The 26,986-nt window shown below is 41.4% G+C and carries 26 protein-coding genes; 1 reads left to right on the forward strand and 25 read right to left on the reverse strand.

Annotated features, from left to right (window positions below; genetic code table 11):
* The 8 genes from KHB02_RS00210 to KHB02_RS00245 all read right to left on the reverse strand — a co-directional run bounded on the left by KHB02_RS00210 (nt 1) and on the right by KHB02_RS00245 (nt 7,649).
* On the reverse strand, nt 1-789 hold the full coding sequence (locus KHB02_RS00210) for a tyrosine-protein phosphatase (RefSeq protein ID WP_213140355.1): 789 nt from the start codon (nt 787-789) through the stop codon (nt 1-3).
* Between the two features lie 45 nt (nt 790-834).
* The gene (locus KHB02_RS00215) at nt 835-2,097 is read right to left on the reverse strand and encodes an ABC transporter substrate-binding protein (RefSeq protein ID WP_213140356.1); all 1,263 of its coding nucleotides are present in this window, start codon (nt 2,095-2,097) and stop codon (nt 835-837) included.
* Nucleotides 2,098-2,214: 117 nt separating this feature from the next.
* Nucleotides 2,215-2,619 (reverse strand): acyl-CoA thioesterase, encoded by a 405-nt coding sequence (locus KHB02_RS00220; RefSeq protein ID WP_213140357.1) that lies wholly within the window; start codon nt 2,617-2,619, stop codon nt 2,215-2,217.
* Between the two features lie 51 nt (nt 2,620-2,670).
* Nucleotides 2,671-3,372: an ABC transporter ATP-binding protein gene (locus KHB02_RS00225; RefSeq protein WP_213140358.1), complete on the reverse strand. Its 702-nt coding sequence runs from the start codon at nt 3,370-3,372 to the stop codon at nt 2,671-2,673.
* Nucleotides 3,356-4,132: an ABC transporter ATP-binding protein gene (locus KHB02_RS00230; RefSeq protein ID WP_213140359.1), complete on the reverse strand. Its 777-nt coding sequence runs from the start codon at nt 4,130-4,132 to the stop codon at nt 3,356-3,358. The genes KHB02_RS00225 and KHB02_RS00230 overlap by 17 nt, the downstream gene beginning before the upstream one ends.
* A complete protein-coding gene (locus tag KHB02_RS00235; protein ID WP_213140360.1) occupies nt 4,119-5,129 on the reverse strand; it encodes a branched-chain amino acid ABC transporter permease in 1,011 nt (336 codons plus the stop codon). The genes KHB02_RS00230 and KHB02_RS00235 overlap by 14 nt, the downstream gene beginning before the upstream one ends.
* A gap of 6 nt (nt 5,130-5,135) precedes the next feature.
* Nucleotides 5,136-6,002 (reverse strand): branched-chain amino acid ABC transporter permease, encoded by an 867-nt coding sequence (locus KHB02_RS00240; RefSeq protein ID WP_213140361.1) that lies wholly within the window; start codon nt 6,000-6,002, stop codon nt 5,136-5,138.
* A gap of 18 nt (nt 6,003-6,020) precedes the next feature.
* Nucleotides 6,021-7,649: an acetate--CoA ligase gene (locus KHB02_RS00245; protein WP_213140362.1), complete on the reverse strand. Its 1,629-nt coding sequence runs from the start codon at nt 7,647-7,649 to the stop codon at nt 6,021-6,023.
* A gap of 429 nt (nt 7,650-8,078) precedes the next feature.
* Between KHB02_RS00245 and KHB02_RS00250 the strand changes: the two genes are divergently transcribed.
* The gene (locus tag KHB02_RS00250) at nt 8,079-9,341 is read left to right on the forward strand and encodes an ABC transporter substrate-binding protein (RefSeq protein ID WP_213140363.1); all 1,263 of its coding nucleotides are present in this window, start codon (nt 8,079-8,081) and stop codon (nt 9,339-9,341) included.
* Between the two features lie 117 nt (nt 9,342-9,458).
* Here KHB02_RS00250 and KHB02_RS00255 read toward each other — a convergent pair whose 3' ends face one another.
* From KHB02_RS00255 to KHB02_RS00335, 17 genes are all read right to left on the reverse strand, one after another.
* Nucleotides 9,459-10,229: a 3-hydroxyacyl-CoA dehydrogenase gene (locus KHB02_RS00255; protein ID WP_213140364.1), complete on the reverse strand. Its 771-nt coding sequence runs from the start codon at nt 10,227-10,229 to the stop codon at nt 9,459-9,461.
* Between the two features lie 117 nt (nt 10,230-10,346).
* Nucleotides 10,347-11,498: a thiolase family protein gene (locus KHB02_RS00260; RefSeq protein WP_213140365.1), complete on the reverse strand. Its 1,152-nt coding sequence runs from the start codon at nt 11,496-11,498 to the stop codon at nt 10,347-10,349.
* Between the two features lie 30 nt (nt 11,499-11,528).
* Entirely contained in the window at nt 11,529-12,509 is a 981-nt protein-coding gene (locus tag KHB02_RS00265; RefSeq protein WP_213140366.1) for an NAD(P)H-dependent flavin oxidoreductase, read from the reverse strand.
* A gap of 26 nt (nt 12,510-12,535) precedes the next feature.
* Nucleotides 12,536-13,687 carry a CaiB/BaiF CoA transferase family protein gene (locus tag KHB02_RS00270; RefSeq protein ID WP_213141264.1) on the reverse strand — a complete coding sequence of 384 codons (1,152 nt, stop codon included), beginning with the start codon at nt 13,685-13,687 and terminating at the stop codon, nt 12,536-12,538.
* 113 nt (nt 13,688-13,800) lie between these two features.
* Nucleotides 13,801-15,333, reverse strand: a complete 1,533-nt coding sequence (locus tag KHB02_RS00275; RefSeq protein WP_213140367.1) for a class I adenylate-forming enzyme family protein — start codon at nt 15,331-15,333, stop codon at nt 13,801-13,803.
* Nucleotides 15,334-15,428: 95 nt separating this feature from the next.
* A complete protein-coding gene (locus tag KHB02_RS00280; RefSeq protein ID WP_213140368.1) occupies nt 15,429-16,574 on the reverse strand; it encodes an acyl-CoA dehydrogenase family protein in 1,146 nt (381 codons plus the stop codon).
* Nucleotides 16,575-16,604: 30 nt separating this feature from the next.
* Complete coding sequence (locus tag KHB02_RS00285) at nt 16,605-17,393, reverse strand: crotonase/enoyl-CoA hydratase family protein (protein ID WP_213140369.1); 789 nt, start codon at nt 17,391-17,393, stop codon at nt 16,605-16,607.
* Entirely contained in the window at nt 17,393-18,253 is an 861-nt protein-coding gene (locus KHB02_RS00290; protein ID WP_213140370.1) for a crotonase/enoyl-CoA hydratase family protein, read from the reverse strand. The genes KHB02_RS00285 and KHB02_RS00290 overlap by 1 nt, the downstream gene beginning before the upstream one ends.
* Before the next feature lie 55 nt (nt 18,254-18,308).
* Complete coding sequence (locus KHB02_RS00295) at nt 18,309-19,520, reverse strand: acyl-CoA dehydrogenase family protein (protein ID WP_213140371.1); 1,212 nt, start codon at nt 19,518-19,520, stop codon at nt 18,309-18,311.
* A 38-nt stretch (nt 19,521-19,558) separates the two neighbouring features.
* Nucleotides 19,559-20,014 (reverse strand): hypothetical protein, encoded by a 456-nt coding sequence (locus KHB02_RS00300; protein WP_213140372.1) that lies wholly within the window; start codon nt 20,012-20,014, stop codon nt 19,559-19,561.
* Between the two features lie 7 nt (nt 20,015-20,021).
* Nucleotides 20,022-21,056: a phosphotransferase family protein gene (locus tag KHB02_RS00305; RefSeq protein WP_213140373.1), complete on the reverse strand. Its 1,035-nt coding sequence runs from the start codon at nt 21,054-21,056 to the stop codon at nt 20,022-20,024.
* A gap of 41 nt (nt 21,057-21,097) precedes the next feature.
* Complete coding sequence (locus KHB02_RS00310) at nt 21,098-22,162, reverse strand: phosphotransferase family protein (RefSeq protein WP_213140374.1); 1,065 nt, start codon at nt 22,160-22,162, stop codon at nt 21,098-21,100.
* A 13-nt stretch (nt 22,163-22,175) separates the two neighbouring features.
* Nucleotides 22,176-23,735: an acyl-CoA synthetase gene (locus KHB02_RS00315; protein WP_241113626.1), complete on the reverse strand. Its 1,560-nt coding sequence runs from the start codon at nt 23,733-23,735 to the stop codon at nt 22,176-22,178.
* A gap of 393 nt (nt 23,736-24,128) precedes the next feature.
* Entirely contained in the window at nt 24,129-24,902 is a 774-nt protein-coding gene (fadH, locus tag KHB02_RS00320; protein ID WP_213140375.1) for a 2,4-dienoyl-CoA reductase, read from the reverse strand.
* Nucleotides 24,903-24,990: 88 nt separating this feature from the next.
* Nucleotides 24,991-25,371, reverse strand: a complete 381-nt coding sequence (locus tag KHB02_RS00325) for a MaoC/PaaZ C-terminal domain-containing protein (RefSeq protein WP_213140376.1) — start codon at nt 25,369-25,371, stop codon at nt 24,991-24,993.
* A 12-nt stretch (nt 25,372-25,383) separates the two neighbouring features.
* Complete coding sequence (locus tag KHB02_RS00330) at nt 25,384-25,791, reverse strand: FAS1-like dehydratase domain-containing protein (protein ID WP_213140377.1); 408 nt, start codon at nt 25,789-25,791, stop codon at nt 25,384-25,386.
* Between the two features lie 10 nt (nt 25,792-25,801).
* On the reverse strand, nt 25,802-26,986 hold the full coding sequence (locus tag KHB02_RS00335) for an acetyl-CoA acetyltransferase (RefSeq protein WP_213140378.1): 1,185 nt from the start codon (nt 26,984-26,986) through the stop codon (nt 25,802-25,804).

The raw sequence follows: 26,986 nt of genomic DNA on the forward strand, positions 1-26,986 counted from the left end.
CTATTCTAAACAATAATTTTTAATGTTTTCCCTAACCTCTTCGGATATCCCGAATTCCTCTGCAATATACGTGTCAAAATCACCATAATTCCTTAATATCGCGTTATAGGCAGCATGAAGATAGTCTTCTCTTAGTGGAAAAGCATTTATTAATTGTTTATATTCTTCTGGAGTAAAATATTGTGATGCTTTTTTAAAAATGGTTTGATGACGTTCGGCTAAGGTTAGATTTGAAAGTAAGTAATCTTCTAATACAGTTTCATAGGGTACACCCATTGTCATCAATATTAACATGGCACCTACACCCGTTCGGTCACGTCCGCCGGTACAGTGGTGGACGAGCGGCAAGTTTTCTTCCGGGCTTTTTAATAGCATCATCAATCTTTTGTAAGAAGGATTCTGTATTGGCATCTCAGTGTAAATCTTTATAAATCTTTCAACTGTGAATTGACGGTAATAGTCCGCATTAAATCCGTCGTCTTTCACAAACATATTTGTGGCAATATTTTCTTCGCTAATCGCAGAAACCCGCTCAAGTATTGCAGACCCTAGAGGCGGATCAGGCTTCCGTTCCGCCTCTTTTTGTCTGCGATAATCAAACACTCGTTTTAATTGAAGGGTTTCTAATAAACTTACATCTTCGTCAGTTAATCCGGTTAATTCTGCTGCTCGAAAGAAGAGCCCTTTTTTTACTTTTCTGCCATCCTTTGTTGCCAGTCCGCCCATATCGCGGAAATTAACTGCTCCACTCAGTGGCAGTAGGCACTCCGGCATTATATTTTTCTTCATTCGTACCACCTATCAAATTTTATTTAAGAATTTTAATTTCATAAGTTATTTTTTGGGTAAGGAAATTTTTCCTGTTTCAGGATCAAACTCAATGGAATCGGAAATTTGTTGAATTTTTCCATTCTCTGCTTTGGTCATGTACATTTTCGTAATTCCATAATGGTTCTTATCGGAGAACGATACCCCAGCATACATAGAGCCATCCCAATTATCGAATGAATTGAAGGATTTTAGGAAATTATCCCAGGTAAGGTTATCGCCAGTTCTTTTTAATGCTTCAACGAATACTTGCCCAGCCGACCAGCCGCTTTCTACAAAATTAGTTGCCTGCTCATTTGGATACGATTTCTTAAATCTTTCTTTGAAAAGTTTAATTTTTTCATTATTTTCATCATCCAAACTAATCAGAATCCCACCGCTGTAGGTTCCTTCCCAAACGTCGCCACCGGCTAATTGGAATGCATGGGTATCCCCTCCAGCAATGGAGGAAACAATGTAATTAGCCTTATCTAGACCGATTTTATACATTGCCTTTTTCAAATTGACGACAGGACTCATCACCCCAAAATTAAAAATGGTATCTGGTTTGGCTTGTTGAAGTTTTTGAGCCTGGGCACTGAATTCCGTGTCGGCGGGAAGATAGGTCACTTCGGCGACAAGTTCGACACCAGGATATGTTTTAATCATTTCTTTTATCTTGTTATAAGGTGCTTTTCCAAAGTCATCATTTTGATAGGCGATAGCAATTTTCTTTGCACCCAGCTCGTTGACTGCATAATTTAACATAATTTGAGCTTCCACTTCATAGTTCATCATGGTTGCCCCCATCCAATTCTTTACTGGGGGATCGACAAATCCCTTTAATCCAGTCCCTGGTAAAATGACTGGAACTCCTTTATTTATATAGTAGTCTTTTGCTGCAAGATTAGCGGCAGATCCCTGATTTCCAATGACGGCAAATACTTTATCTTCCTCGACAAGTTTCTTGGCATTCTGTGAAGCTTTTGTTGGCTGATATTGATCATCATAAGCAATTAACTTTATTTTCCGGCCATTTACCCCGCCTTTTTCATTGATATACTGAAAATAGGTATCCATACCCTTTCGGAACGTATCATAGACAGCTACAGGTCCCGTTTGCGGAGCTGAATGTCCAACCAGGATTTCGTTCTTTGTAACCCCTTGAGCTAGTTCATTGCTATCTTTTCCAACAGTTGCATTGTTTGAACTTGTTTTCTCCCCGCTGCAAGCTGCTAATAGAAACACCATCATAAAAGCGGTGAATACAGTAAAGCCTTTTTTGACCATTAAAATTCCTCCTTAATTGGGAAATCGCACATAACAAAACTAATAATATGCATGTCAAGAAGCCTTACGTTTTTAACCTTCACTTGCATAGCAATGAGCTGTTCAAACTAATTTTTATTATGATCTGGCACACTTGAAGTGACGGGCAATCTCATGGATCACTGGTACACCTTTTCTTGTAGCCGTATTAAACATCACAAATGTTTTCGTTGATTCGGTAATTAGAATATCGTCTTGATTATAAATCTCTTGTTTTACGGTAAAACTTTTGTTACCCACATTCATTAAAGTTGTCGTAACACTCAGAGTATCTCCCAATCTAGCTTCCTTATGGTAGGAGACATCGAATTTGAGGACAACCGTACCAAGATCTTGTTTCCTTAACTCCTTAAAATTTACTCCAGCCTGTTTGTACCATTCTCCGACCCCTTTTTCTAAAAAAAGAATATATTTCAGGTAATTGACATGGCCAAGCTGGTCGATGTCCTCTGGTGAGACGACAATTTTTGTAGTAGTCTGCATTCGTTTCCCTCTCTTCATCACATTCCGCATCTATGGATGCTCCCAATTATTTTACCCGCCAAGATAAAGTCGGCGGACTTCATCATTATTTCTTAAATCCTTGGAATGTCCTTCCAAAGCAATATGTCCGTTTTCCAATACATACGCATAATCAGAAATCCCAAGTGCCATGTTGGCATTTTGTTCCACCAGCAAAATGGAAGTGCCATCTTTGTTGATTTTTTTGATGATTTCAAAAATTTCCTTCACAAGAATAGGGGCAATTCCCAGGGATGGTTCATCTAATAAAAGAATCTTCGGCTTCCCCATTAACGACCTTCCTATGGCAAGCATTTGCTGTTCTCCGCCGCTCAGTGTTCCCGCTTTTTGTTTGACCCTTTCTTTTAACCTTGGAAAATATAAAAATACCTTTTCTAAATCCTCTTTAACATTTTTATCTTTGCGGCTATAGGCGCCAATTTTTAAATTTTCCTCCACTGTTAATAATGGAAAAACCCTTCTGTTTTCCGGGCAATGAATAATTCCTTTCTTGACAACCTTGCTCGGGCTGTCTTTCAACATGGATTGACCATCCATTTCATAGGAGCCTTTTTTTGGCTGAATGAGTCTTGAAATCATCTTTAGTGTTGTTGATTTACCAGCGCCATTTCCGCCTAGCAAAGATACAATCTTTCCATCCTCCACCGTCATGTTCAGTCCTCTTAATGCATGGACATGGCCATAATAGACATGCACATCAGACAATTTGAGCATTCTCTTCGACCTCCCCTAAATAAGCTTCAATAACCACTGGATTTTTTTGAATTTCTTGGGGGGTGCCTTCTGCAATCTTTTGACCAAAATTCATCACCGTTACAAAATCTGACACTTCCATTACAAGCGACATATCATGTTCAATCACAAGGACTGTATAATTCATTTCTTTCTTTAAGCGGAGGATGAGCTCGCTGATTTTTTTCGTCTCCACTGGATTCATCCCAGCTACCGGCTCATCGAGTAAGATTAGCTTTGGTGAAGAAATGATGGCTCTTCCGATATCCACCATTTTTTGATAACCAAATGGAAGATTTCTTACCTTCTCATTCGCTAAATCGGATATTGAAAGTAATTCCATCACTTCATAAGCTTTTTTAATTGATTCTTTTTCTGTCTTTTTAACAGAAGGCAAATTTAACGAAATCGAAAAAATATTCTTTTTCAAGGTTGGGTGCAGCCCTACTAGCAAATTGTCAAGGACAGTCATTTTTGCAAACAATTCTACATTTTGAAAACTTCTCGCAATCCCCTCATGGATGACTTGATGGGGTTTAAGTTTTAAAATATTTTTTCCATTAAAATTGATTGTGCCGGCAGCTGGAGTATAGAAACGGCTGATGCAATTGAAAACAGTCGTTTTACCAGCGCCGTTTGGACCGATGATTGAATAAATATTTCCTTGAGGCACTTCAAAAGAAAGATCTTTAACCGCGGTTACGCCGGCAAATTTTACGGTCACATCGTTAAACGTTAGCATCCCTAGCAGCACCTCCTTGTTCAAGGTCAGAAAGATAAACTTCCGGTTCATCCAATACTTTTTTGCTTGGTTTTTTTATCTTGAATAATTCCAGCAATGATATTATCCCATTTGGACGGAAAAGAATGATTCCGACAATGGCAATTCCAATTATAATATTGGTCAACCCGATTAATGATTTCGTTAATTCAGGCAGTACTGTAAAGATAATGGCACCGATAATGGCACCTGGAATAGAAGCCAGGCCGCCAATGACAATCATCCCAAGTAACAAAAATGACGTAAACACGGAAAAATCGTTCGGGCTGACGAACCCGATCCAATAACCATAAAGTCCGCCGGCAATTCCTGTAAAAAAAGCGCTAATCACAAACATCAGTGTTTTGTATAAAGGAACGTTAATTCCGGTAGCCTGGGCAGCAACCTCACTTTCTCGAATGGCGACAAAAGCCCTGCCCAATCTGCTTTTCACAATATTATGGAGAATCCATGTGATTAAAACAGTCATTAAAATAATGACGTAAATAAATTGACTATCGCTGGACAACCATTCCGGCCGGGCAAGAGGAAGACCAGAATACCCGCCAGTAAGGGAATCCCAGTTAAGTGCAATCTGTGGAATGGACAGACCAAACCCTAACGATACGACGGCAAGAAAGTTACCGCTAAGCCGCACCGCAGGCAGTCCAATAAGTAAACCGATGATGCCTGTAATCACTCCTGATAACGGGAGAACAAGCAAGAAAGGAAGACCTAATTTGGTCGTCAGGATGGCAACTGTATAACCTCCCACCGACAAAAAGCCTGCGTGGCCGATGGAAACCTGGCCGCCAAAGCCAATTAATAAATCCAATGCCATTGCGGTAATGGCATATACACAAACCATAACGAAAATAGAAATAAGATAAACCGATTGTCCAACGATAAAAGGATAAGCAAGGAATAAAAGAACGAGTAAAAATAACCAAGGTTTACGATTTGTAAATAGCTGTTTCAATTCACATCACACCTTTTTTACAATTTTTGCTCCCCCAAATATTCCTTGAGGACGGATGTACAACACCACAACAATCAATAGAAATGTAAAGACAATTTTCAGTTCTGGGGCCACATAATAACTGACTAAATTTTCAAAAACTCCAACGATTAATCCACCAATAACCGCACCCGGCAAGCTATTAAACCCACCCAGAACAGCACCGGCGAAAGCGATAATCAAAACCTCTCCCATCATATTTGGACTTAAAAAAGTTACTGGGGCTGTCATCATCCCAGCTATACCGCCGAGTGCAGTACCAATCGCCCAAGCTCCCATAAAAACGCCGGAAACCTTAATTCCCATTAGCTCTGAAGCCATAATATCCTGTGAGGCAGCACGCATCCCTAAGCCAGCTTTTGTAAATCGGAATAATAGGAAGAACAGCAGCATCAGAACCAACGTTAACCCAACCGTAAAGATTTCGTTAGTCGATATAAAAACACTGCCAAGTTTAAAAGGATCACCATGGAATGCCTCCGGGAACGAAGTGGGCTGATACCCCCATTTAAGTCCGGCCAGCCCATTAAATATCATAAACAGTCCTAATGTAAGCACCACTTGATTTAAATGCGGCGCGGATTGAACCCTTTTCATAATCAACACATAAACCACTATTCCGAAAACTAAGGCAAATAAAAGCGCTAAACCAAGTGATGCTAAATAAGGGAATCCATATTTCGATAAAAAGACATAACTGATAAAGGTTGTGATCATGGCCATTTCGCCATGCGCAAAATTGGCAACTTCAGTTGTTTTAAAAATTAATACAAGCCCTAATGCTGCTAATGCATAGATACAACCAAAAATTAAGCCGCTGGCAATGATTTGCATACGTTTATCACCTTCCGCTTATTTATTTGCTGCTTCGAGACTTTGTTTTAAAATATAACGCTGGATTTTTCCGCTCGGTGTCTTAGGGAGGGTTTCAACAAATTCAACTTCTCGTGGGTATTGATGTTTTGATAGCTTTGCTTTTACGAAAACACTTAATTCGTCAGCTAACTCTGAGGAAGATTTATGAGATGATTTAAGAACTACATATGCTTTTACAATTTCTCCTTTAACAGGATCCGGTTTCCCGATAACAGCAGCTTCAGCTACGGCAGGATGTTCTAATAGGGTGCTCTCCACTTCAAAAGGACCAATTCGGTAGCCTGCGCTAGAAATGATGTCATCTGCTCTGCCTTGGAACCAATAATAGCCGTCATCATCTTTACTCGCTAGATCCCCGGTCCGAAACCAATTTCCTGTTATTTTTTCTGCCGTTTTCTTTGGATCATTCCAATAACCTAGAAAGAAGTACGGAAATGCGTGTATATCTACGGCGATTTGACCCGCTTCACCGACTTCTACCGGATATCCCTGCTCATCTAATAAAGCAATATTATAACCGGGAGTCGGCAGACCCATTGATCCAGGCTTTACCATCATATCTGTGACGTTATAGTTATTTACAATCATCCCAGTTTCGGTTGATCCATAGTGATCATAGATTTCCCGGCCAAAATTATCTTTAAAGAAGCGGACAACTTCTGCATTTAATGGTTCACCAGCACTTGAGAACTGTTTTACATTTAATGAATATTTCTTTACTAAATCAGGACCGGCAGCCATCATCATTCTGTACGCCGTTGGGGCATATGCAAAGTTTGTAACATTATATTGTTCTAGTAATTGATAATATTTTTCCACCTGGAAAGGGCCTTTATATACGACGATGGATATACCGAGACTTAATGGGCATAATGTACAGTTCATCAAGCCATATGCCCAGCCCATATCCGCCCCTCCGAGGAACCTATCATCGTTTTCTATACCCATTGCATATCGCATGTACGGGTAGGTGCTGATTAGTATTTTGTGAGCCCAAACGGCCCCTTTTGGCATGCCGGTTGAACCAGAGGTGTATTGGATGACACTTGGATCCATTATGGATGTTGGCTCTGTTTCATGTTCAGAAGAGAATTGTTGGATAAACTCCCAGAAGGTTAATCCATTACCCGATACACCATCAGTTAATAGAAGCTCACAAGATACCTGTTGACCTTCAATTTTTTTGGCCTGTTCCTGGTTCGTTACTAAAATTTTGCAATCAGCATCTTTTAATCGATACGTAATGGCCTCTGGGCCGAAAGCCGTAAACATTGGAACATAAATAGCACCTATTTTCCATGTTGCAAGGACTGTCAAAATTAATTCCATGTCCTTCCCCAGGAGACCTGCCACACGATCGCCCCTTTTTACTCCTAGCGACCGAAGTGCATTCGCCATCCGATTGGATTGTTCTTTTAAGCGGAAATAGGTCCAGACATCCTTATTTCCTTTTTCATCCTCCCAATAGATAGCGATACGATTCGGGTCATCCGCCCACCTATCACAACATTCATGTGCTATATTAAGCTTTTCATGAACATTCCAATCATAGGTTTTAACTACTTTTTCCCACGAGAAATCATCCCTTAATTCTGCATAATTCAATTTTTGTCACCTCGTTTAAATTTTTTATTTAATCAGAAACCGCTTACAATAATATAACTTTCAACTGTACAGTATGTAATTCATGAATGCTATTTTTTCCAATTTAGTATTGATTATATAATACCGAGCAATATTTGTACATATTTTTCTAAATATTATTAATTTTACAAAAATTATTACAACATAATGATTTTACAAAGATTTTGTTAACTCCATCTATATTTAATAATAATAGATATGATATTTTCACGATTTGATTACTTTTTTTGAATACTAGTTTGAATTATTTTAATTTTTAAATAATTAACTTGCAATTTAAATCAAATCTCTTTACACTTATTCTTGAGAGTTTTTAAGGATGTAAGCGCTTTTTTAATAGTGTTTTGTTCTTTACTCTTAAAGTGAATCTTTGATTGGGGGTAAATTTTTGTGAAAAAAAAGTTGACATCAGCACTTGCTTTGATTCTAACTGTTATTTTGTTAGTTTCATGCAGCGCACAAACCAGTAAAAACCAATCAACTAAGGGTGACCCAAAAGACGGTAAGAAACAGGCTCAAGGAGTAACGGATAAAGAAATAATTGTTGGACTCACCGGTCCCCAAACAGGGCCAGTCGCAGAATATGATAAAGTCAGAAGAGGCGTTCAAGCATACTTTAATTATGTCAATGATAATGGCGGTGTAAATGGAAGAAAGCTTAAGTTAATCGCGTATGATGACCAATATCAGCCCGCAAAAACACTCCAAAGTATTCAAAGATTAATAGAACAGGATAAAGTATTCTCTATTATATATCCAATCGGAACGGCTAATATTGCCGCATCCCTACAGCTTCTAGAAAAAACTGGCATACCGGTAACGGGCCTGGGGACTGGGGCAGACAAATTTGTGAATCCTCCAATTAAGAATGTTTTTGGCGGAACATTTAATTATGTAGTCGAAGCAAAGGTCTTTTTAGATTACTCTGTCAATAAGCTGAATGCCAAAAAAATAGCCATAGCCTATCAGAATGATGATTTTGGAAAACAGGGACTTGAAGCGATCAAGAAAAATATTGGAAAATATCCTGGAGTTTCCATTGTAAAAGAAGTCCCTTTCTTGGCAACAGATAAAGAATTTAGCTCACAGGCCCAGCAGCTGAAAGAGGCAAAAGCAGATGTAATAATTATGAATACAACTCCTGCGCCAGCAGCAGCACTGCGTAAAGAAATGCATAAAATTGGGGCATCGGACACTCCATTTATTGTTTCACAAACTGGCGGTGCAGATAAAAACCAATTTAATTTAGCGGGGAAAGATGCTTGGGAAGGTATAATATCTTCTCTACAATATCCTAACTATGAGGAACAAATGGATAACCCTGGTGTCAAAAAGTATGTTGAGTATGTAACCAAAGACTTTGGGAAAGAATCGCTTGGAGCTCTCTCTGAAGGCGCATGGTCCACTGCTCAAGTATACGTCGAAGGGTTAAAGCGAGCAGGAGATGATTTGAGTTGGGAGAACTTTATTAAAAAAATGGAAACCTTTGATAAATGGGATGGCTCTTTCTACCCTTCTGTCACCTATACAGCGGAACACCGCTACGGAAATACATCCTTATTCCTAGTTCAAGCAAAAGCCGGTGACCTGGTGCCAGTCACAGGGAATATCCACTATGATCCTGAAAAAGATAAAATTGAGTATGAAAAGTAATTTCTAAAACTACTAGAATATAAGCGGACTCCAGGTTTTGGAGACCGCTTTCTATTTTTTATCACTTAATTCATTAAAAAAACCTCTAGTTTCGACAGCTAGAGGTTCTTTTGCTTATTACTTCGGCTGCATCCGAATCGCGCCGTCGAGACGGATCGTTTCGCCATTTAAATATGGATTTTCAATGATGCATTTTGCTAAATGAGCATATTCGGATGAGTACCCTAAACGCTGCGGGTACGGAACCATAGCACCTAATGCCTGGCGGACTTTTTCTGGAGCGCCGGCAAACAATGGCGTATCCATAAGCCCTGGAGCAATCGTCAAGACCCTGATACCATGTCTGGAAAGGTCTCTGGCAATAGGCAAAGTCATACCGACAATGCCGCCTTTTGATGCGCTATAGGCAGCTTGGCCCATTTGACCATCAAATGCAGCTACTGACGCAGTATTAATGATTACGCCTCTTTCTCCCTCATCGTTTGGAGCATTTTGTGTCATTTTTTCCGCAGCTAAACGAAGCACGTTAAATGTTCCAATTAAATTGACTTGTATGACTCTAGTAAAGACGCTAAGATCATGCGGCTTTTCTTTGCCGACGGTTTTTTCGGCCGCACCAATCCCTGCACAGTTTACAGCAACATGAATGGCCCCAAACTTTTCAATAGTTTGGTTAATGGCATTGACCACATCGTCCTCACTGGTAACATTTGTTTTAACGTAAAGCACACGGTCTGAACCTAATCTTTCTACTAAAGCGGCGCCTCTCTCTTCTTGCAAATCAAAGATGGCTGCATATCCCCCGTTTTCAACAATCGTTTCGACGGTGGCTTCGCCTAGCCCGGAAGCGCCTCCTGTTACAACAGCTACTTTGCCGTTAATTTTCATATATCATGCTCCTCCTCTATTAAATCGAAATTTTTAAAAATATGTTTAATACCCTGAAGATAGACCATTTCAATCTGTGTGGCATGAGCCTCCTTCAGGGAGTTTTATTAAAAGCGATTAGCTAATTCTTTCAACAATTATGGCATTCGCCATTCCGCCGCCCTCGCAAATTGCCTGCAAGCCAAAACGGCCGCCGCTTCTTTCCAATTCATGCAGCATGGTAATCATCAGGCGGGCACCAGATCCGCCTAGTGGATGGCCCAAAGCAATTGCTCCACCATTTGGATTTAACTTTGCAGGGTCTGCTTTTAGTTCATCCATCCACAGCATTGGTACAGGAGCAAATGCCTCATTTACTTCATAGGTATCCATATCTTCAATTGAAAGGCCAGCTTTTTCAAGCACTTTTTTCGAAGCAATGGATGGACCCGTCAGCATGAGGGTCGGGTCAGAGCCGACAACGGAACGGGCAACGATACGGAAACGTGGTTTAAGACCAAGCTCCTCTGCTTTTTCCCTCGACATTAATAGAACGGCTGCAGCACCATCACTCATTTGACTGGAATTACCGGCATGAATTCTTCCGTCCTGCGTAAAGGCAGGCTTTAAAGAAGCCAATTTTTCTAATGAAGTATCCTTTCTTGGGCCTTCATCCTGTGTGACAACAATTGTTGAACCATCTTCCCGTTTTACTTCAATTGGCATAATCTCACGATCGAAACGACCTTCTTCTTGAGCTATAATGGCTCTTCTATGACTTTCAAGCGAGAATTCATCGAGCTGACTGCGGCTGTATCCCCATTTTTCAGCAATCCGCTCAGCTGATAAACCTTGATGAATCATTTCATATTTTGAAGTTAACTCTTCACTCCAAGTTGACTCCTTGCGAGAGGCTCCCATTGGGATCCTTGTCATGCTTTCTACTCCGCCGGCAATGACGACATCCATGTCCCCGCTCAAAATGGCCTGAGCAGCAAAGTGAATGGCTTGCTGGCTGGAACCGCATTGACGGTCGATGGTAGTTCCCGGCACATGAATTGGGAAATCAGCCATTAATGCGGCGCTGCGGGCGATATTTAGTCCTTGCTCTTCTACTTGGGCAACACAACCTAAAATGACATCTTCCACAAGTCCTGGAGATATCCCGGCACGGTTCATCAATTCTTTCAAAACCTTTGCAGCCAATTCATCCGGACGGACTGAACTGAATACTCCCTTTCTTTTTCCTACTGGGGTACGTACTGCTTCAACAATAACAACTTCTCTCATTCTCTATTCCTCCTAAATTTTAATAGCATACTAAACGTTAGAATGAACGGACATTCTTTTATTAATAAAATCGATAGACTTCTTTGCCTCTTCTGTTATTTGGGCAAACAAATCCTTGATCGATAATATTTCTTTAATAAGTCCCACAGATTGGCCGCAGGACCAAATACCTCCATCCAAATCACCTTCAAAATACACATGTTTGGCTCTTTGGCCGGTAATAAGCGGCATTAATTGTTCAATTGTTGCCCCTTCTCTTTCAAGGCGGTCTACTTCCTTGCTGACAGCATTCAAGGCAACGCGGGATGCACTGCCAATATTTCGTTGAATGATAATGGTATTCGTTTCATCAGATTCTACCATCCATCGTTTTACATTCTCGTGAATTGGCGCTTCCTCAGTAGCCATAAAACGGGTACCCATTACTACCCCTTCTGCCCCAAAAGCCAATGCACTCACTAATCCTCTTCCATCCGCATAACCCCCGCCGGCAATAACGGGAATCTTAACTGAATCTACTATTCTTGGAAGCATGACTAAAGTGCCGACATCACTCATACCAGGATGGCCGCCTGTTTCATTGCCGACAATAATAACAGCATCAACTCCAAGTTTTTCTGCTGAGATGGCATATTTTACACCAGCCACTTTATGGAGGACAATGAATCCGTTTTCTTTCAACTTTGGCATTAAATCTTTGGGACTTCTGCCGCTAGTTTCGACAATTTTAACCCCTTCTTCAATTAAAATATCAATAAAATCTTCATTTGGAGTTGCAGTCTGGCTCGGGAATAAGTTGAGGTTTACAGCAAATGGCTTATTCGTAAGCGCTTTTATTTTGCGAATCTCTTGACGAAGTGCTTCTGGTGTACCTTGTGTTTTTGAGGTAATTACTCCTAATCCACCAGCTTCTGAAACTGCGGCTGCAAGTTCTGCTCTGCCAACTTGAAACATGCCGCCGCAAATGATAGGGTATTCAATTCCTAACAGTTCGGTAATTCTTGTTTTCACTGGTTTTCCCCTCACAAAGTTAATTATTATTCTTTAAATGGTTTAAATAGTACTCCTAATTCTTGTAAAATCTCTTCGTTATGTTCTCCGTGACCCGGCGCTTGGCGAACTGTTTTAGCCTGCGTTCTTGATAGTTTAATAGGATTTGCTACTTGTTTCATTGTGCCATGTTGAGGGTGGATTACCTCTTCTATCATTCCCCTGTGCCTGATTTGCGGATCATGGACCATTTCCTCCATCGTTAAGATTGGGGCGACACAAGCATCGACACCATCGAAGAGATTGACCCATTCATTTAATGTTTTCGTTCCGATTACGGCTTGAATCTCTTTTTTCATCGAGGTTTGCTGATCGGCTGGGGCATTTAACTGGCTTATTAAATCTTCCTTACCAATTACCTGACAGAAGTTTTTCCAAAACTTAAATTCTAGTGCTCCAACAGATATAAAGCGGTTATCTTTTGTTTCATATGTCTCGTAACAGGCGAGGCGGCCGTTTAAGACGAGCTCTCCGCGTTTTGGAAGTTCTCCAGTGGCTAAAAATGCTGGCAAAAACGTTTGCATCCAGGAAACCGCTCCATCCAACATGGAAATATCAATAAATTGACCTTTTCCTGACTTTTTCGCGTCAATGATAGAAACGAGAATACCGATAACTGCCATTAAGGAACCGCCGCCAATATCCCCTATTTGAACGGAGGAGCTTACCGGTTTACTACCTTGTTCTCCTTGCAGCTCCAATAATCCGGAATAGCTTAAAAAGTTAATATCATGACCTGGAATATCCTTGTATGGCCCGGTTTGGCCGTAGCTTGTTATCGCACAATAAATCAACTTGGGATTATGTTTTTTCAGTTCTTCATACCCCAATCCGAGACGATCCATTACACCTGGTCGAAAGGATTCCACCAGAACATCGGCTGTTTTCACCAATTCAATAAAGATCTGTTTATTTTCTTCTTGTTTTAAATCAAGGCTCACGCTCCGCTTATTCCGATTCAAGGAATGAAACATCGCGCTTGCTTCACCAATTTTGGGATCTCCCCATCGCGTATAATCACCTAACTTCGGGTCTTCAATTTTAATCACATCTGCCCCAAAGTCGGCCAGCATTAACGAACAATACGGCCCCGGCAAAAGCCGCGTCAAATCTAGGACACGTATACCCTCCAAAGGCATAGTCAATCGCACCCACTCCCTCCCAAAAAGATACAGCATAAAGTAGATTACCTATTTCTAATAATACCAATTTTCTAATAATTTTACAATTAATTTATTTTTTAAACATTAATTCAATGTTGTGGTGCAACCGTTTTGTAATTCTCTCTTAATTGATATTTCAAGACTTTCCCTGAGGTGTTTCGTGGAAGTTGGTTGATTTGATAGATGATTCTTGGAATTTTATAACCTGCGAGTTCTTCCCGGCAGAATTGCTGTAATTCTTCTTGATTAATTTGTTTTCCTTCTTTCGGAACAATAACTGCTGCTACCGTTTCACCCCAAACTTCATGCGGAACGCCAATAACCGCTGCTTCTAAAATATCAGGATGTTTGTAAAGGACGTGTTCAACCTCAGTAGAGTAGACATTTTCTCCGCCGGAAATAATCATATCTTTTTTCCTGTCTACTAGGGTAATGTAGCCATCCTCGTCTATTTTTGCGAGGTCACCCGTATATAGCCAGCCATTCCTAAGGACCTTTGCTGTTTCTTCAGGTTTTTTATAATAACCCTTCATGACGTTTTCACACTTAATTATAAACTCACCAACTTCACCAGGCTTTGCATCTTCACCGTTTTCATCCACCACTTTTGCATCAGTACCATAAGAAGCCCTTCCAGAAGTGCCAAACTTTGTTTTGTGTTCTTCTGGCAATAGATATACTCCTCCTGGACCACCCTCCGTTTGACCGCACATATTATAAAATTGATCTGTCTGAAACATCTCCATTGCCTGTTTCAATAGGGCTGTTGGCATTGGGGCTGCCCCATATCCGCACCGTTTCACACTGGATAAATCAAATTGGTCCCTATTCGGTACCTGCAGCAAAAAGTTATACATAGTCGGCACTCCAAAGAATAGGCTGATTTTGTATTGATCAATATCCTTTAAGGTCTGTACAGGATTAAATTCCTGGCGGACAATTTGTGTACAGCCAAGGATTGAACCTGGGACAAGGAATAAATTCAATTGTGCACAATGGAATAACGGGGCAAGATGAAGTAGTTGATCCTCCGGCCCCATTTTAAATGTAATGATAATTCCTAGTGCTACATGGATAACGCGGTGATGATCCAGGACCACTCCTTTTGGCAGCCCGGTTGTTCCAGAGGTATACAGAATCTCTGCATCATCTGATTCCAAAACTTCCCGTTCAGGATTATCTACAACCGAGCTTTGGAACGCGGATAAAAGGATTTGGTTCTCTCTTTTATTCGAACCCGCGATAACCTGAAGCTGGATCTTGTCGTTTCCTTCAGAAGCTTTATCGACGACTTCTGCCAAATCTTCATCGGCAAAGACTATTATCGAATCGGAATCGTCCAAAATATAGCTGGCTTCTTTGGCAGTTAAGCGAAAATTTACAGGAACAGCGACCCCGCCGGCTTTTAAAATTCCATAATAAATAAAACAGAATAAATCGGAGTTTTTCATCATTAAAGCAATCTTATCGCCTCTTTTCACCCCATAGCTAATGAGTGAATTGGCAATACGATTCACCTGTTCATTATATTCCTTATACGTATATACTCTTTCATTAAAAATGATAGCTGTTTTGTCTGGCTGGTATCTGGCATTTCGCTCAAGTGCTTCAAAAAGATTCACTTCATATTCCTCCCACATTCAAATACATACACATATAAAAATAGAAGAAAAAAGGGGTGGTGACTTTAGTTCACACTTACCCCTGCAATATCAGCTTATAACCCCAATTTTTTAGCAATAATTGTTTTCATAATCTCATTGGTGCCAGCATAAATCGAACCTACTGCCACATCCCTGTATCTTCTAGCAATCTCGTATTCTTCCATATAGCCGTAGCCGCCGTGCAGCTGCATGCAATCGTTGGCAACACTCTTGGCAAGGTCCGTCAGCCACCATTTTGCCATTGAGACTTCATTGACCACATTCTTTTTCTCCATATGATCGGTGATCAACTGGTCGACAAAGGTTTCGCCAATTTTGATCTTTGTGGCCATTTCGGCAATCTTAAACTGGGTATTTTGGAATTTGCTGATAGGTTTTCCAAATGCCGTCCGCTGCTTGACATACTCAATGGTCATCTCCAGCATATGTTTGCTGGCAGTAATGCTGCCGATTGCCAGCATCAACCGTTCCTGTTGCAGCTTCTGCATAAGGTAATAAAACCCCTGTCCCTCTTCACCAATTAAATTTTCCCTTGGTACAATAGCATCCTCAAAAATAAGTTCGGAAGTATCATTGGAATGCTGCCCCAATTTACGAAGCTTTTTGCCCTTTCGAAATCCAGGGGTTCCTTCTTCGACTACGATTAAGCTAATTCCTTTATGCTTCGGTACAGCATTTGGGTCTGTTACACATACAACGATTACGAAGTTAGCTGAATACCCATTGGTAATAAAAGTTTTTTCTCCATTGATAATATAATTGTCCCCACTTTTAATCGCGGTTGTTTTTACCCCAGCCAAGTCAGAGCCAGTCCCCGGTTCGGTCATAGCGATAGCCGAAATCATATCCCCGCTGACCGCTTTTGGCAGCCATCTTTGCTTTTGTTCTTCAGAAGCAAATTCGGCAATATAAGGAATAACGATATCATTATGAAGGCCGATTCCGCCTGCTCCCGCGCCAACCTTATCTAGTTCTTCAGTAATGACAACGGAATAGCCAAAGTCAGCGCCCGACCCTCCATACTTTTCATCCACCCATGGACAAAGGAAACCTTGTTCTCCAGCTTTTTTCCAAAATGACTTAGGTACCTGCTTGGCTTCCTCCCATTCTTCGAAATAAGGGTATGCTTCCTTCTCCAAAAATTTTCTGAAGGACCTTCTAAAAATTTCATGCTCTTCTGATAGATATGATTTTGCCATTACAAAACCTCCCTATTTTTTATAATCAATTTATTGTCCCGACCAATTTGGCTTCCGTTTTTCGGCAAAGGCCCGTGGACCTTCTTTCGCATCATTACTTACAAAAACTTGACTTGTATATTCATTATTGATAGACCAGCCTTCCGGAGGAAATGTCATGGAAGTGTCTAATCCACGGTAGACAATTTCTTTACTCGCTTTCACAGCCAGCGGAGCATTGCAAATAATTTCCTCTGCCAGCTTAATCGCGGCATTGAGGACTTGATCATGCGGGACGACTTCGTTCACCAGCCCCCACTGTTTTGCTTCTTCCGCAGAAATAGGATTTCCTGTAAGAATGACGCGCATTGCCACCTTCAGAGGAATTTGTCTTGGCAGGCGCAATAATCCTCCTCCTCCGGCAATAAGACCCCTTTTTACTTCCGGAAGCCCGAATGATGCCTTTTCAGAGGCGACAATTAAATCGCAGGCTAAAGCAATCTCCGTACCGCCGCCCAGGGCAAATCCGTTCACCGCAGCAATAACAGGCTTTGAGATATGATGTCTCACAATCCCGGCAAATCCCCATTCCTTCATTTCGTCTGTTGTCGAAAATCCCCCAGCTCCTATTTCCTTTAGGTCAGCACCTGCCGAAAAGGCGCGGTCGCCGGCCCCGGTTAAAATAGCCACCCAAAGATCAGGGTCCTCATTAAACTCCTTTAACGCAGTTCCTGTTTCCAGCCAAAGACGGCTGTTAACAGCATTCATGGCTTCCGGCCGGTTAAAGGTAATCACAGCAATTCGGCCAATTTTTTCTACTATAATAGCTTGATAGTCCATTATGATTCTCCTTCATTATTCGTTTTCCACCACGGATAAAAGCTCGGAAGATCAGTGCTTACCTTCATTGGGAAGTTTGGTTTTCTTTTTTCAAAAAATGCCGTGATTCCTTCTTTTACATCGGCCTGCTGCCCGGTCCAATGAATCATTTTGGATTCAACTTTGTGTGATTCGTAGGGATGGCTTGCACCAAGCATTTTCCACATTAATTGCCGTGACAAGGTGACAGAAATGGCAGATGTATTTTCGGCAATTTCTTTCGCAATCGCTTCAGCTGCAGGCAAAAGCTCTTCAGGTGAAACCACCTGAGTTACTAAACCAATTTTTAATGCTTCCTCTGCCGGAATAATCTTCCCGGTATAAACCAACTCAGCTGCTTTACTGATACCTACTGCTCTAGGTAAAAACCAGCCGCTGCACGCTTCCATGGTAATGCCTCGTCTGCTAAACACAAATCCCATTCTTGCGTTCGAGGAGGCAATCCGGATATCCATAGGCAGAGTCATCGTCGCCCCCACCCCGACAGCAGGACCATTGATGGCAGCTATGATAGGCTTTTTCAATTCATAGATTCGTAAACTTAACATTCCACCGCCGTCCCGGTATTCCTCGATGGAAGCCTCCTTATTTTCAAATGTGCTAGTGCCGCTTCCTAAATCCGCACCTGCACAAAATGCCTTTCCGTCTCCGGTGATAATGATGGCTCTTACATCATCATTGGCATCCGCTTCATCAAACACTTGAATAAGTTCGATTAGCATTTGATGATTAAAAGCATTTAAATTCTCCCTGCTAAGGGTAATCGTCATGATTTTGTCTTTGACTGCTGTTTTTAACGTTTCATACTGAATTGTTTGCATTCTAATCACCTCAATAATTTTTATATTAAAATACTCATTTCACGTCGATGTCTTTTTAAAAATTTGCAGGGTCCCAGCTTTCCTCCTGTTGGTATTTTCGTAAGATACGGCGCGCGATGGTAGCAGTATGCGCCTCATCAGGTCCATCATAGATTCTGGCGTATCTAGCTTCCCGGTACATTTTCTCTAATGGTGTATCGGCGGTGACCCCTAATGCACCGTGTACTTGAATCGCTCGGTCAATCACATCATGAAGAACCTTTGCTCCATATACTTTTATCATCGCGATATCAATCCGAGCATCTTCTCCCCTATCAATTTTTCTTGCAGCTTCAAGTGTCATCAGACGTGCCGATTGAATTTCAGTTGCGGAATCAGCAATAAATTTTTGAATCATCTGCTTTTCTGATAAAAGAGAGCCATGAGCATATCGATTTAAGGCCCGATTACACATCAAATCAAAAGCTCTTTGGGATTGACCCAGCCACCTCATGCAATGGTAGATTCTGCCGGGACCCAGTCTTTTTTGGGCAATGACAAAACCTTCTCCCCTTGCACCTAATAAATTTTCCTTTGGAACCCTGACATTTGTTAAACGGATTTCGCAGTGGCCGCCTGAGGTATGTCCCATCGTCGGCACGACTCTAACAATCTCATAACCAGGTGTATTAGTCGGAACAATGATCATCGATGCTCTTTTGTGTCGGTTCGGTTCTTCAGGTTCGGTCACACAAAAAACGGTGGTAAATGCAGCACGGTTAGCTCCGGTAGTGAACCATTTATGGGCATTAATGACCCATTCGTCTCCGTCCAAGTATGCTGTGGATTGTATTAATGTTGGGTCGGATCCGGCCACATTAGGCTCGGTTAATCCTACAGATGGATTGATTTCCCCATTCACCATTGGATATAACCATGTTTTCTTCTGCTCTTCTGTTCCAAACAGATTTAACATCGTCCCGTCCTGGGCAGTATGGGTACCTAAAGCGAACATGGCAGCTTCGGAACGGCCAATTACTTCATTTATATAGACGTAGTCCATAAATTTCATGCCGCCGCCGCCAATCTCTTTGGGAAGGCCTAAAGCCCATATCCCCGCTTCCTTTGCATGGGCTTGTAATTCCTTAAGGACCCGCCTTCCTTCTTGCTCGCCTTTTTCAATGACGGTTTCTACCGGAATGACTTTTTCATCGATAAACCTTCTAACCTTATTACGAATCTCCATCACATGGGGACTAATACCGAATTTTTGTTCAATCTCATTCAAAATACTTTCCCTCCTATCGGTCATGTTATTTATCTTGTTTAACGAACCAGCGCCATTTCAATGGTTAACTGCTCCCTTATCCTTTTTCTTAATGGAAAAATGTACTTGGATTCTATCGCTCTGTTGGCTGCATTTTCCTTATATAAAAAGCGAAGAAGGCGGCATTGAATTTCATTCAATTGTTTCCATTTTTCAGTTACATCCTCGATAAACACTGTTTCTTCCAAGGCGGAATCCAGCTCTTCCACCCAGTTAAAGGCGGAAGATGAATCTGACCGTATCGCTTGTAAAAATTCTTCAACAGTTTGATTGATTAGCGTAATTGACTGTTCTTTCGGTTTCGTATTTTCAATAGTATTGGTATCCACATTTTTTAAAACAGAAAGCAAGGCAATGGCTTGTTCCTTTGCCATGCCGCTGGTGAGATTAGGAATGATTACATCTTTTATCACATCGTTGGCGGTTTTTAACGTAAACGATTTATCGAACATCATTTCCCCCCTAGTAGCCTAATAATTCGGCAACCATATTCCTCATCAATGGCCAGCGATAGCCTTGCCGGGCCATCCGAAGATCCTTTGTTTCTCCTTTTGCAAACGACTTCCCAGCCGATTGGGAGATAAGAACAAACCTGACTTGATGGTATACCTCATAATAATGGAGAACCTTTTCATCCACCCTTAATCCGGTTAGCTCACTATACGTATCCAAAAACAGCTGTCTATCTACTAAGTAACACATCAGCGGAGAATCCATCCGGTTCGATTTGGCACAAACATAGGCAACGTCTGCCATGGGATCTCCGATTTCGGCTGCTTCCCAATCCAGTATCCCCGTGATTTCATTGTGGCTATATAGCAAATTACCAGTTCGGTAATCATTATGTATGAGGGAATACCTTTGGGCAGCCGGCTTATGCGCCTTTAACCATTCCAATGCATCAACCATTACCGGGTCAGGGCTGATTTGGTAGCGGTAATACATTTCCTCTAAACCTATTAATTTATCATCAATAAATCCGTACTCTCCTTTGGGCTCGTCAAAGTCCTCCGTAAAGCCGGCTCCTCTATAATCAAGAAGGTGCAATTTCGCCAAATACTGGACAAAATGAAAAGGAATTTCCCCTTCTTCATTGGCTCTTTTAAAAAATAATTGCCCCTCCTTTGACCAAGGTACGTAACTGTTTCCGGGCAGCTTATCCATTACAAAAAACGGTCCGCCGAGAATCGATTCATCTGTTTCATACCAGTAAACTCCCGGGATAGGCAGGTCGCAATTTTTACTTAAACGATCCAAATACTTGAACTGTAGAAAAAAATTTCTGTTCTCTCTCATTAACCCGCCTTTATTCTGTTTGCGAACCGCAAAGCCTTTTTTCTGTACGCCGCTCGCGGTTTCCCAGTGGACATCGAAAATAAAGGCTTCATCAGACCATCCTGCGGAAGGCTGGGAATACTCCCGAATTTCTACATTTTTTGCCCCTTTAATTTTCGATTCAAAATAAGCTTTCAATGAGAGTTTTATTTTTTCTGCCAACAGCACCCCACCTTTCACTATTTACCGCAAAATTTCTACATTCATTTCTTAAGAGTATTTTCCAATGCCCAATCCGTTAAATTCTTGACGAAGATATCAAGCTGGGCAAATCTTTCATCCTGGGTTTGACCTCTCTTCCACCGGTAATACATTTGTTGGGCAATGACGACGTGCTTGAAGTATCCAAAAACCATGTAATAATACATTTTCGATACATCGCGCCCACTTTTCTTAGAGTAGGCTTCAATAAATTCATTTCTTGTCATGAAACCCGGCCTAAGAGTAATTGGGTTTGACAGTTGCTGGTTTTTGAAAAATTCAGGATCATCATGGTCGAACCATAAAACCAGTGCGGATGCAAGGTCATTAAGTGGATCGCCGACTGTACTCATCTCCCAATCGAGAATGCCTGCCAATTGACCTAATTGATTCTTAGAAAACAAGACATTTTTTAAGTGAAAATCATAGTGTATGAACGTTGCCGGCTGAGAAACGGGCCTGTTTTCGATAATCCATTTTATTAGCCGTTCCATTCCGGGAATTTCTTCCGTTTTTACGTTTTGATAACGGCCAATCCAGCCATGTACCTGTCGTTCTAAAAATCCTTGCGGACGTGTTAAGTTAACGAGATTAGTGTTCTTATAGTCTATTTCATGAATGGCAGCCAAGGTATTTACCATAGAATGAGAAACCTCATTAAAAAGGGCTGGATTTCCATCTTCATGATTTGGAAGTGCCTGATCCAGCAATACACCATGAAGACGCTTCATACAATAGAACGGTGCCCCAATAATAGATTCATCATCAATAAAAAAATAAGGCTTGGGTGCAAGGGAAAATATTGGACTAATTGCATCCAACACTTTAAATTCGCGTTTCATATCATGTGCTTTTGTATTAACTGGACCAAGAGGTGCCCTTCTTAGGACACCCTCCCAGTCTCCGATACTGATCAAATACGTTAAATTGGATTTTCCGGCACTAAATTGTTTCACTGTCATTGGGTCACTGCTTAAGTTTGGGAGCCTTTTTCTAATTAGCTCTTCAAGCTTGGAAAGATTTAATTCTTCGCCTTCGCGAACAGGGATTGTATCTTGTATATTCATGGGTAATTACTCCTTAGTTCATTTTTACTTCTTTTTCCCTCAATACCCGTTTTAGTATCTTCCCAGATGGATTCCTTGGCAGTTCATTTAGAAACTCCACATATTTCGGCTTTTTATAAGAGGCTAAGTGGGTGAGGCAATGTTGAATCACCTCTTGCTCCGTTAAACTTTTACCGTTTTTAAGAACGATGTATGCCTTGACACTTTCACCCCACTTCGGGTCCGGGACACCCACAACAGCAGCTTCGAAGATTGCATCGTGCTTGTGAAGTGCTGCCTCAATTTCTGCGGGATAGATATTTTCCCCACCACTGATGATCATGTCTTTACTGCGGTCGACCACATATATAAATGCTTCATCATCCTGGCGGACTAAATCTCCGCTGTGGAACCAGCCGCCGCGGAAAGCCTCTTCTGTTGCTGCCGGATTTTTATAGTACCCCTTCATCACAGTCGGTCCGCGATAAATAATTTCACCAATTTCCCCGACTGGAACATCATTCATGTTTTCGTCGACAATCCGCACTTCCACATTCATAACAGGTTTTCCCACTGAATTCGTTTTCCTAAGTGAATCCTGCGGCAACAAGCAGGTGGTTGTGGGGCTCATTTCGGTCTGGCCAAACGCATCAAAGATTCCGGCATTCGGAAAATGCTCCATCATTTTATGCTTTACTTCCAACGGGCAAATGGCTGCCCCCGTTGAGCACCTTTGCACTGACGTTAAATCGTAATCCTCAATATTGGGAACATGCAGGACTAAATTCCACATAGCAGGCACCATAAAAAGACCGTTTATTTTCTCGTGGTGAATGGTGTGCAGGACTCCCACTGGATTAAACTCTCGATGAATCACTGTCAATCCGCCGACTGTACAGCTAATTAGAACATTTCCAACACCAGCGATATGAAATAAAGGTGTAATGACAAGTTGTTTAGAGCCTCTTTCAATTTTGGAATCCACAACGCTGTTCAGCGCACTTAACAACAAGTTCTTGTGAGTCAGCACGGCTCCTTTTGGCTTGCCGGTAGTTCCGGATGTATAACAAATCATGCAGGCATCGTTTTCCTCGACTTGCCCATCAATACTTTGGTATGGTATTTCCGAGTGATAAATAGTTTCGTATGGAATCAACTCCATCGAATTCACTTTCCCGACTACAACAATCTTTTCTACGTTTGGAAGTTCTTGTCTGATCGACAGAATCATATCCTGGTATTCTTCTTCGATAAATAAAACCTTAGTATCAGAATGATTAATAATATAAACAAACTCCTCGGGCGCGAGCCTAAAATTAATCGGAACACTGACACACCCGGCAGACGCCGTCGCAAACATGACTTCAACAAAAGCAAGATTATTTTTAAATATGATCCCTACCTTATCACCGATTTCTAAACCTTGCTGCTGGAGCCAGCCAGCCAAATGCAAAGTCTTCTTTTCCAGTTCAAGATAGGTAAGTCTTTCATCACCGTAAATGAATGCCTCTTGATTAGGTGTTTTATGGGCGGCCCTTCTGATTAATTCCCCTACTAATAACTGCCGTGACATTTGTAAACTTGTTGTTGTCAATGTCCTTCACTCCTCTATAGTAAAAATTAATAACACCTGCTCTGAAAGCCCTTTCATTTGATGTTCCAATTTTAATGGGAGTCTATCTCTGAAGCTGTTAATAATTGATACTTGATTTGATATACATGAGGTGTGGTACAGAAAAACTAGTACTTAATATATGTAGGCAAATTTAAAGCTAGGAGAGATTGTAGAATGAACAGTAGGTTTCATTTTCTTGAAGGGTATCCCGCTGCAAGTATATGCAGCGGGAATAGGCATAGATGACATTATTTTATTGACCAATAAACGCTACTAAGTTATCGAAAAATTAAAATAATTCAACAATATTATATATCCTTTTTTTACCTTTGTCTACTCGAAAGTCAAAAATTGAATTATTATTGAATACTACTAAACTTCTTTTAAGCCAGAGTTGTTTAACCATCTCGCACCATCCACTGTAATGCATTCCCCGTTAATGTACTCTGCCTCAGGTGATAACAAAAAGTATGCTAGATTCGCAACTTCTTCCGCCTTGCCAAACCGTTTGAGTGGTACCTGATTGATGGCTTTTTGATAGCCATCTCCTGAGTCAATTAATCTGGCAACACCCTCAGTGTTTTCGATTGGTCCGGGTGCGATACAGTTTGCTCGAATCCCATATTTGCTCCCCCATTCTACCGCCAGGGTCCTTGTCATCGCTAATATTCCTGCTTTTGCACTTGCAGCATGAACATTTCCTGGAGCAGCCCCCCAGGCAAAAGTAGCTACTATATTGAGAATGCTTCCTTTTTGGTTGTTCGTAATCCATTCTTTTCCGACTGCTTGTGTGCAATACCAAGTCCCATTTAAGTCGATATTTATGACGGCATTCCATCCATTTAGTGAGAGGTCTTCAGCAGCACAGATAAAATTACCTGCAGCATTATTAATTAGTGCATCAATACTGCCAAATCTTTCCTTTACAGCTTCCACCATTGCTTGGACGTTTTCTGGAATTCTTACATCCATTTGAAAATCTAAGACTTGACCTTCAAAGGTTTCTATTTCCTGTTTAGCGTTTTTTAAACGTTCTGCATTCCGTCCAGTGATGACGACATTGGCCCCTTTGCTGGCGAACTTCTGTGCCATTGCTTTTCCAATGCCGCTGCCGCCGCCTGTAATAATAACCGTTTGCCCATTCATTCCTATCTCCCCCAATCATTTCAAAAAAAAAATTGATAAAAACAACAAAACCGACAACAAATATCGGTTCTGTCACATCAATCCAAGTTTATTTTCGAATTTCAAAAAATGATTGAACTTTTACCTCCCCAGTTTCATTAACAGCTGCCGCTTCGCAAAGCCAGCGATCATCTTGTTCTCCGATTACCCTGCCTTTAACGGTAATTCTTTCGCCAGGTCTAGTCATAGCTTTAAATCGCGATGAAAATTTGAGCGGATCCTTTACAGAAAACCAACTCCCGATTGCCTGACCAACAAAACCCTTAATCAGCATCCCGTGAGCGATAACACCTCCGAGTCCCGCCTCTTCGGCAAAAGGGACGACCGTGTGAATCGGATTAAAATCGCCCGATGCCCCTGCATATCTGACTAATTGCGAATGGGTCACTTCTTCTCTTTGCACAGGTTCAAATTGATAGCCAACTTGCATCCTCTTCCCCTCCTAATGTCTTTCAATAACCGTTTGCTGACAAAGTAAAACAAGTTCTCCATGCTGATTAAAAAATTCTTTTTTGATAATGACAAAATTCATTTTTGCTTTTGAATAGGCATTCTCGACGACCGAATGCACGGTTATCTCGTCTTCAGGTTTAATTTCTTTTAAATATTCATACGTTTGTTCACCGTGCAGGACCTTTTTTACATTTAAACCCAGTAAATTTGCAGATGACCCTTTTCCTCCCCAAAATTCAATAACGGTTGGAAAAGTCGGGGGTAAACTTTCTCCATTTAAATACTCATCCTTCAAGTCGCCAATTGCCAAAGCCAGTTCTCTTATTTTTCCTTTTTCCACCCTGAAGGTATAGGACTCCAGTTTCATACCGATTTTTTCCTCTAATTGGGTCGCCATAATATCCCTCCTACGATAATTCCTTGCCAACAATCGAAATAAATGAAACACACTGCATAGGGGTTCCGCCTAAATTGTGGGTAAGACCGATTTTTGGATTCTCAAGCTGCCGCTTACCTGCACGTCCCTGGAATTGCAAATACATTTCATAAAGCATGCGCAATCCGCTCGCACCAATTGGATGCCCGAAGGATTTTAAGCCTCCATCGGGATTTACAGGCAATTCACCGCCCAATTCAAAAACACCATTCAAGACATCCTTCCAGCCTTGGCCGCGTTCACTAAACCCTAAATCTTCATAGATTACTAATTCCGTAGGGGTGAAACAGTCGTGTACTTCAGCCATACTGATTTCCTGACGAGGATTTTTAATTCCTGCCTCCCTGTATGCAGCCTGGGCCGCCGCTACATTTTCCTTAATGGACGTAAAATCAAAATCTTGACGCAAACGTCCATCTCCTGGGCCGGCAGCGATGGTCAACGCTTTTACATACATTGGGTCTTTTCGATATTTATGGGCATCCTCCGTCCGCACGATAATGGCGGCTGCCGCACCGTCGGCGACTCCAGAACAATCAAATACACCAAGAGGGGCAGCCACAAGCGGCGACTTCGAAATTTTTTCCATAGAAACTTCACTACGATACTGAGCCTTTGGATTTAATGACCCATTGTAGTGATTTTTCCAGGCGATTCGTGATAAAACCTCTCTCCCTTGCTCAGGGGTTAGACCATACTTTTTAAAATAGGCTGGAGCCAGGAAAGAAAATGATGCAGGGGCAGAGATGTTCGGTGCGGTTCCATCACTTGGCGGGTTTGGCCTGGTAAGGCCGCTGTACCCGGAGTCCTTTAATTTTTCGACACCAATGGCAAGAACAATATCATAGGCACCGGACGCAACTGCATAACAGGCATTACGAAAGGCTTCTGAGCCTGTAGCACACATATTCTCAACCCTAGTAACCGGAATATACTGGGTTTTTAACGGGCCAGATAATGTAATTCCTGCATAACCGGAAATCATCGTCCCAAGCCATGCTGCTTCGACATCTGTTGGTTCAATCCCGGCATCGGAAAAAGCTTCATAGGCTGCCTCCACTAGTAAATCCTCGACACTTTTATCCCAATGCTCGGCAAAGCGTGTACAGCCCATTCCAATCACAGCTACTTTATCGCTAATTCCCTTTCTGCTCAT

It is taken from the genome of Neobacillus citreus (assembly GCF_018343545.2).
Taxonomy (GTDB): Bacteria; Bacillota; Bacilli; order Bacillales; family Cytobacillaceae; genus Neobacillus; species Neobacillus citreus.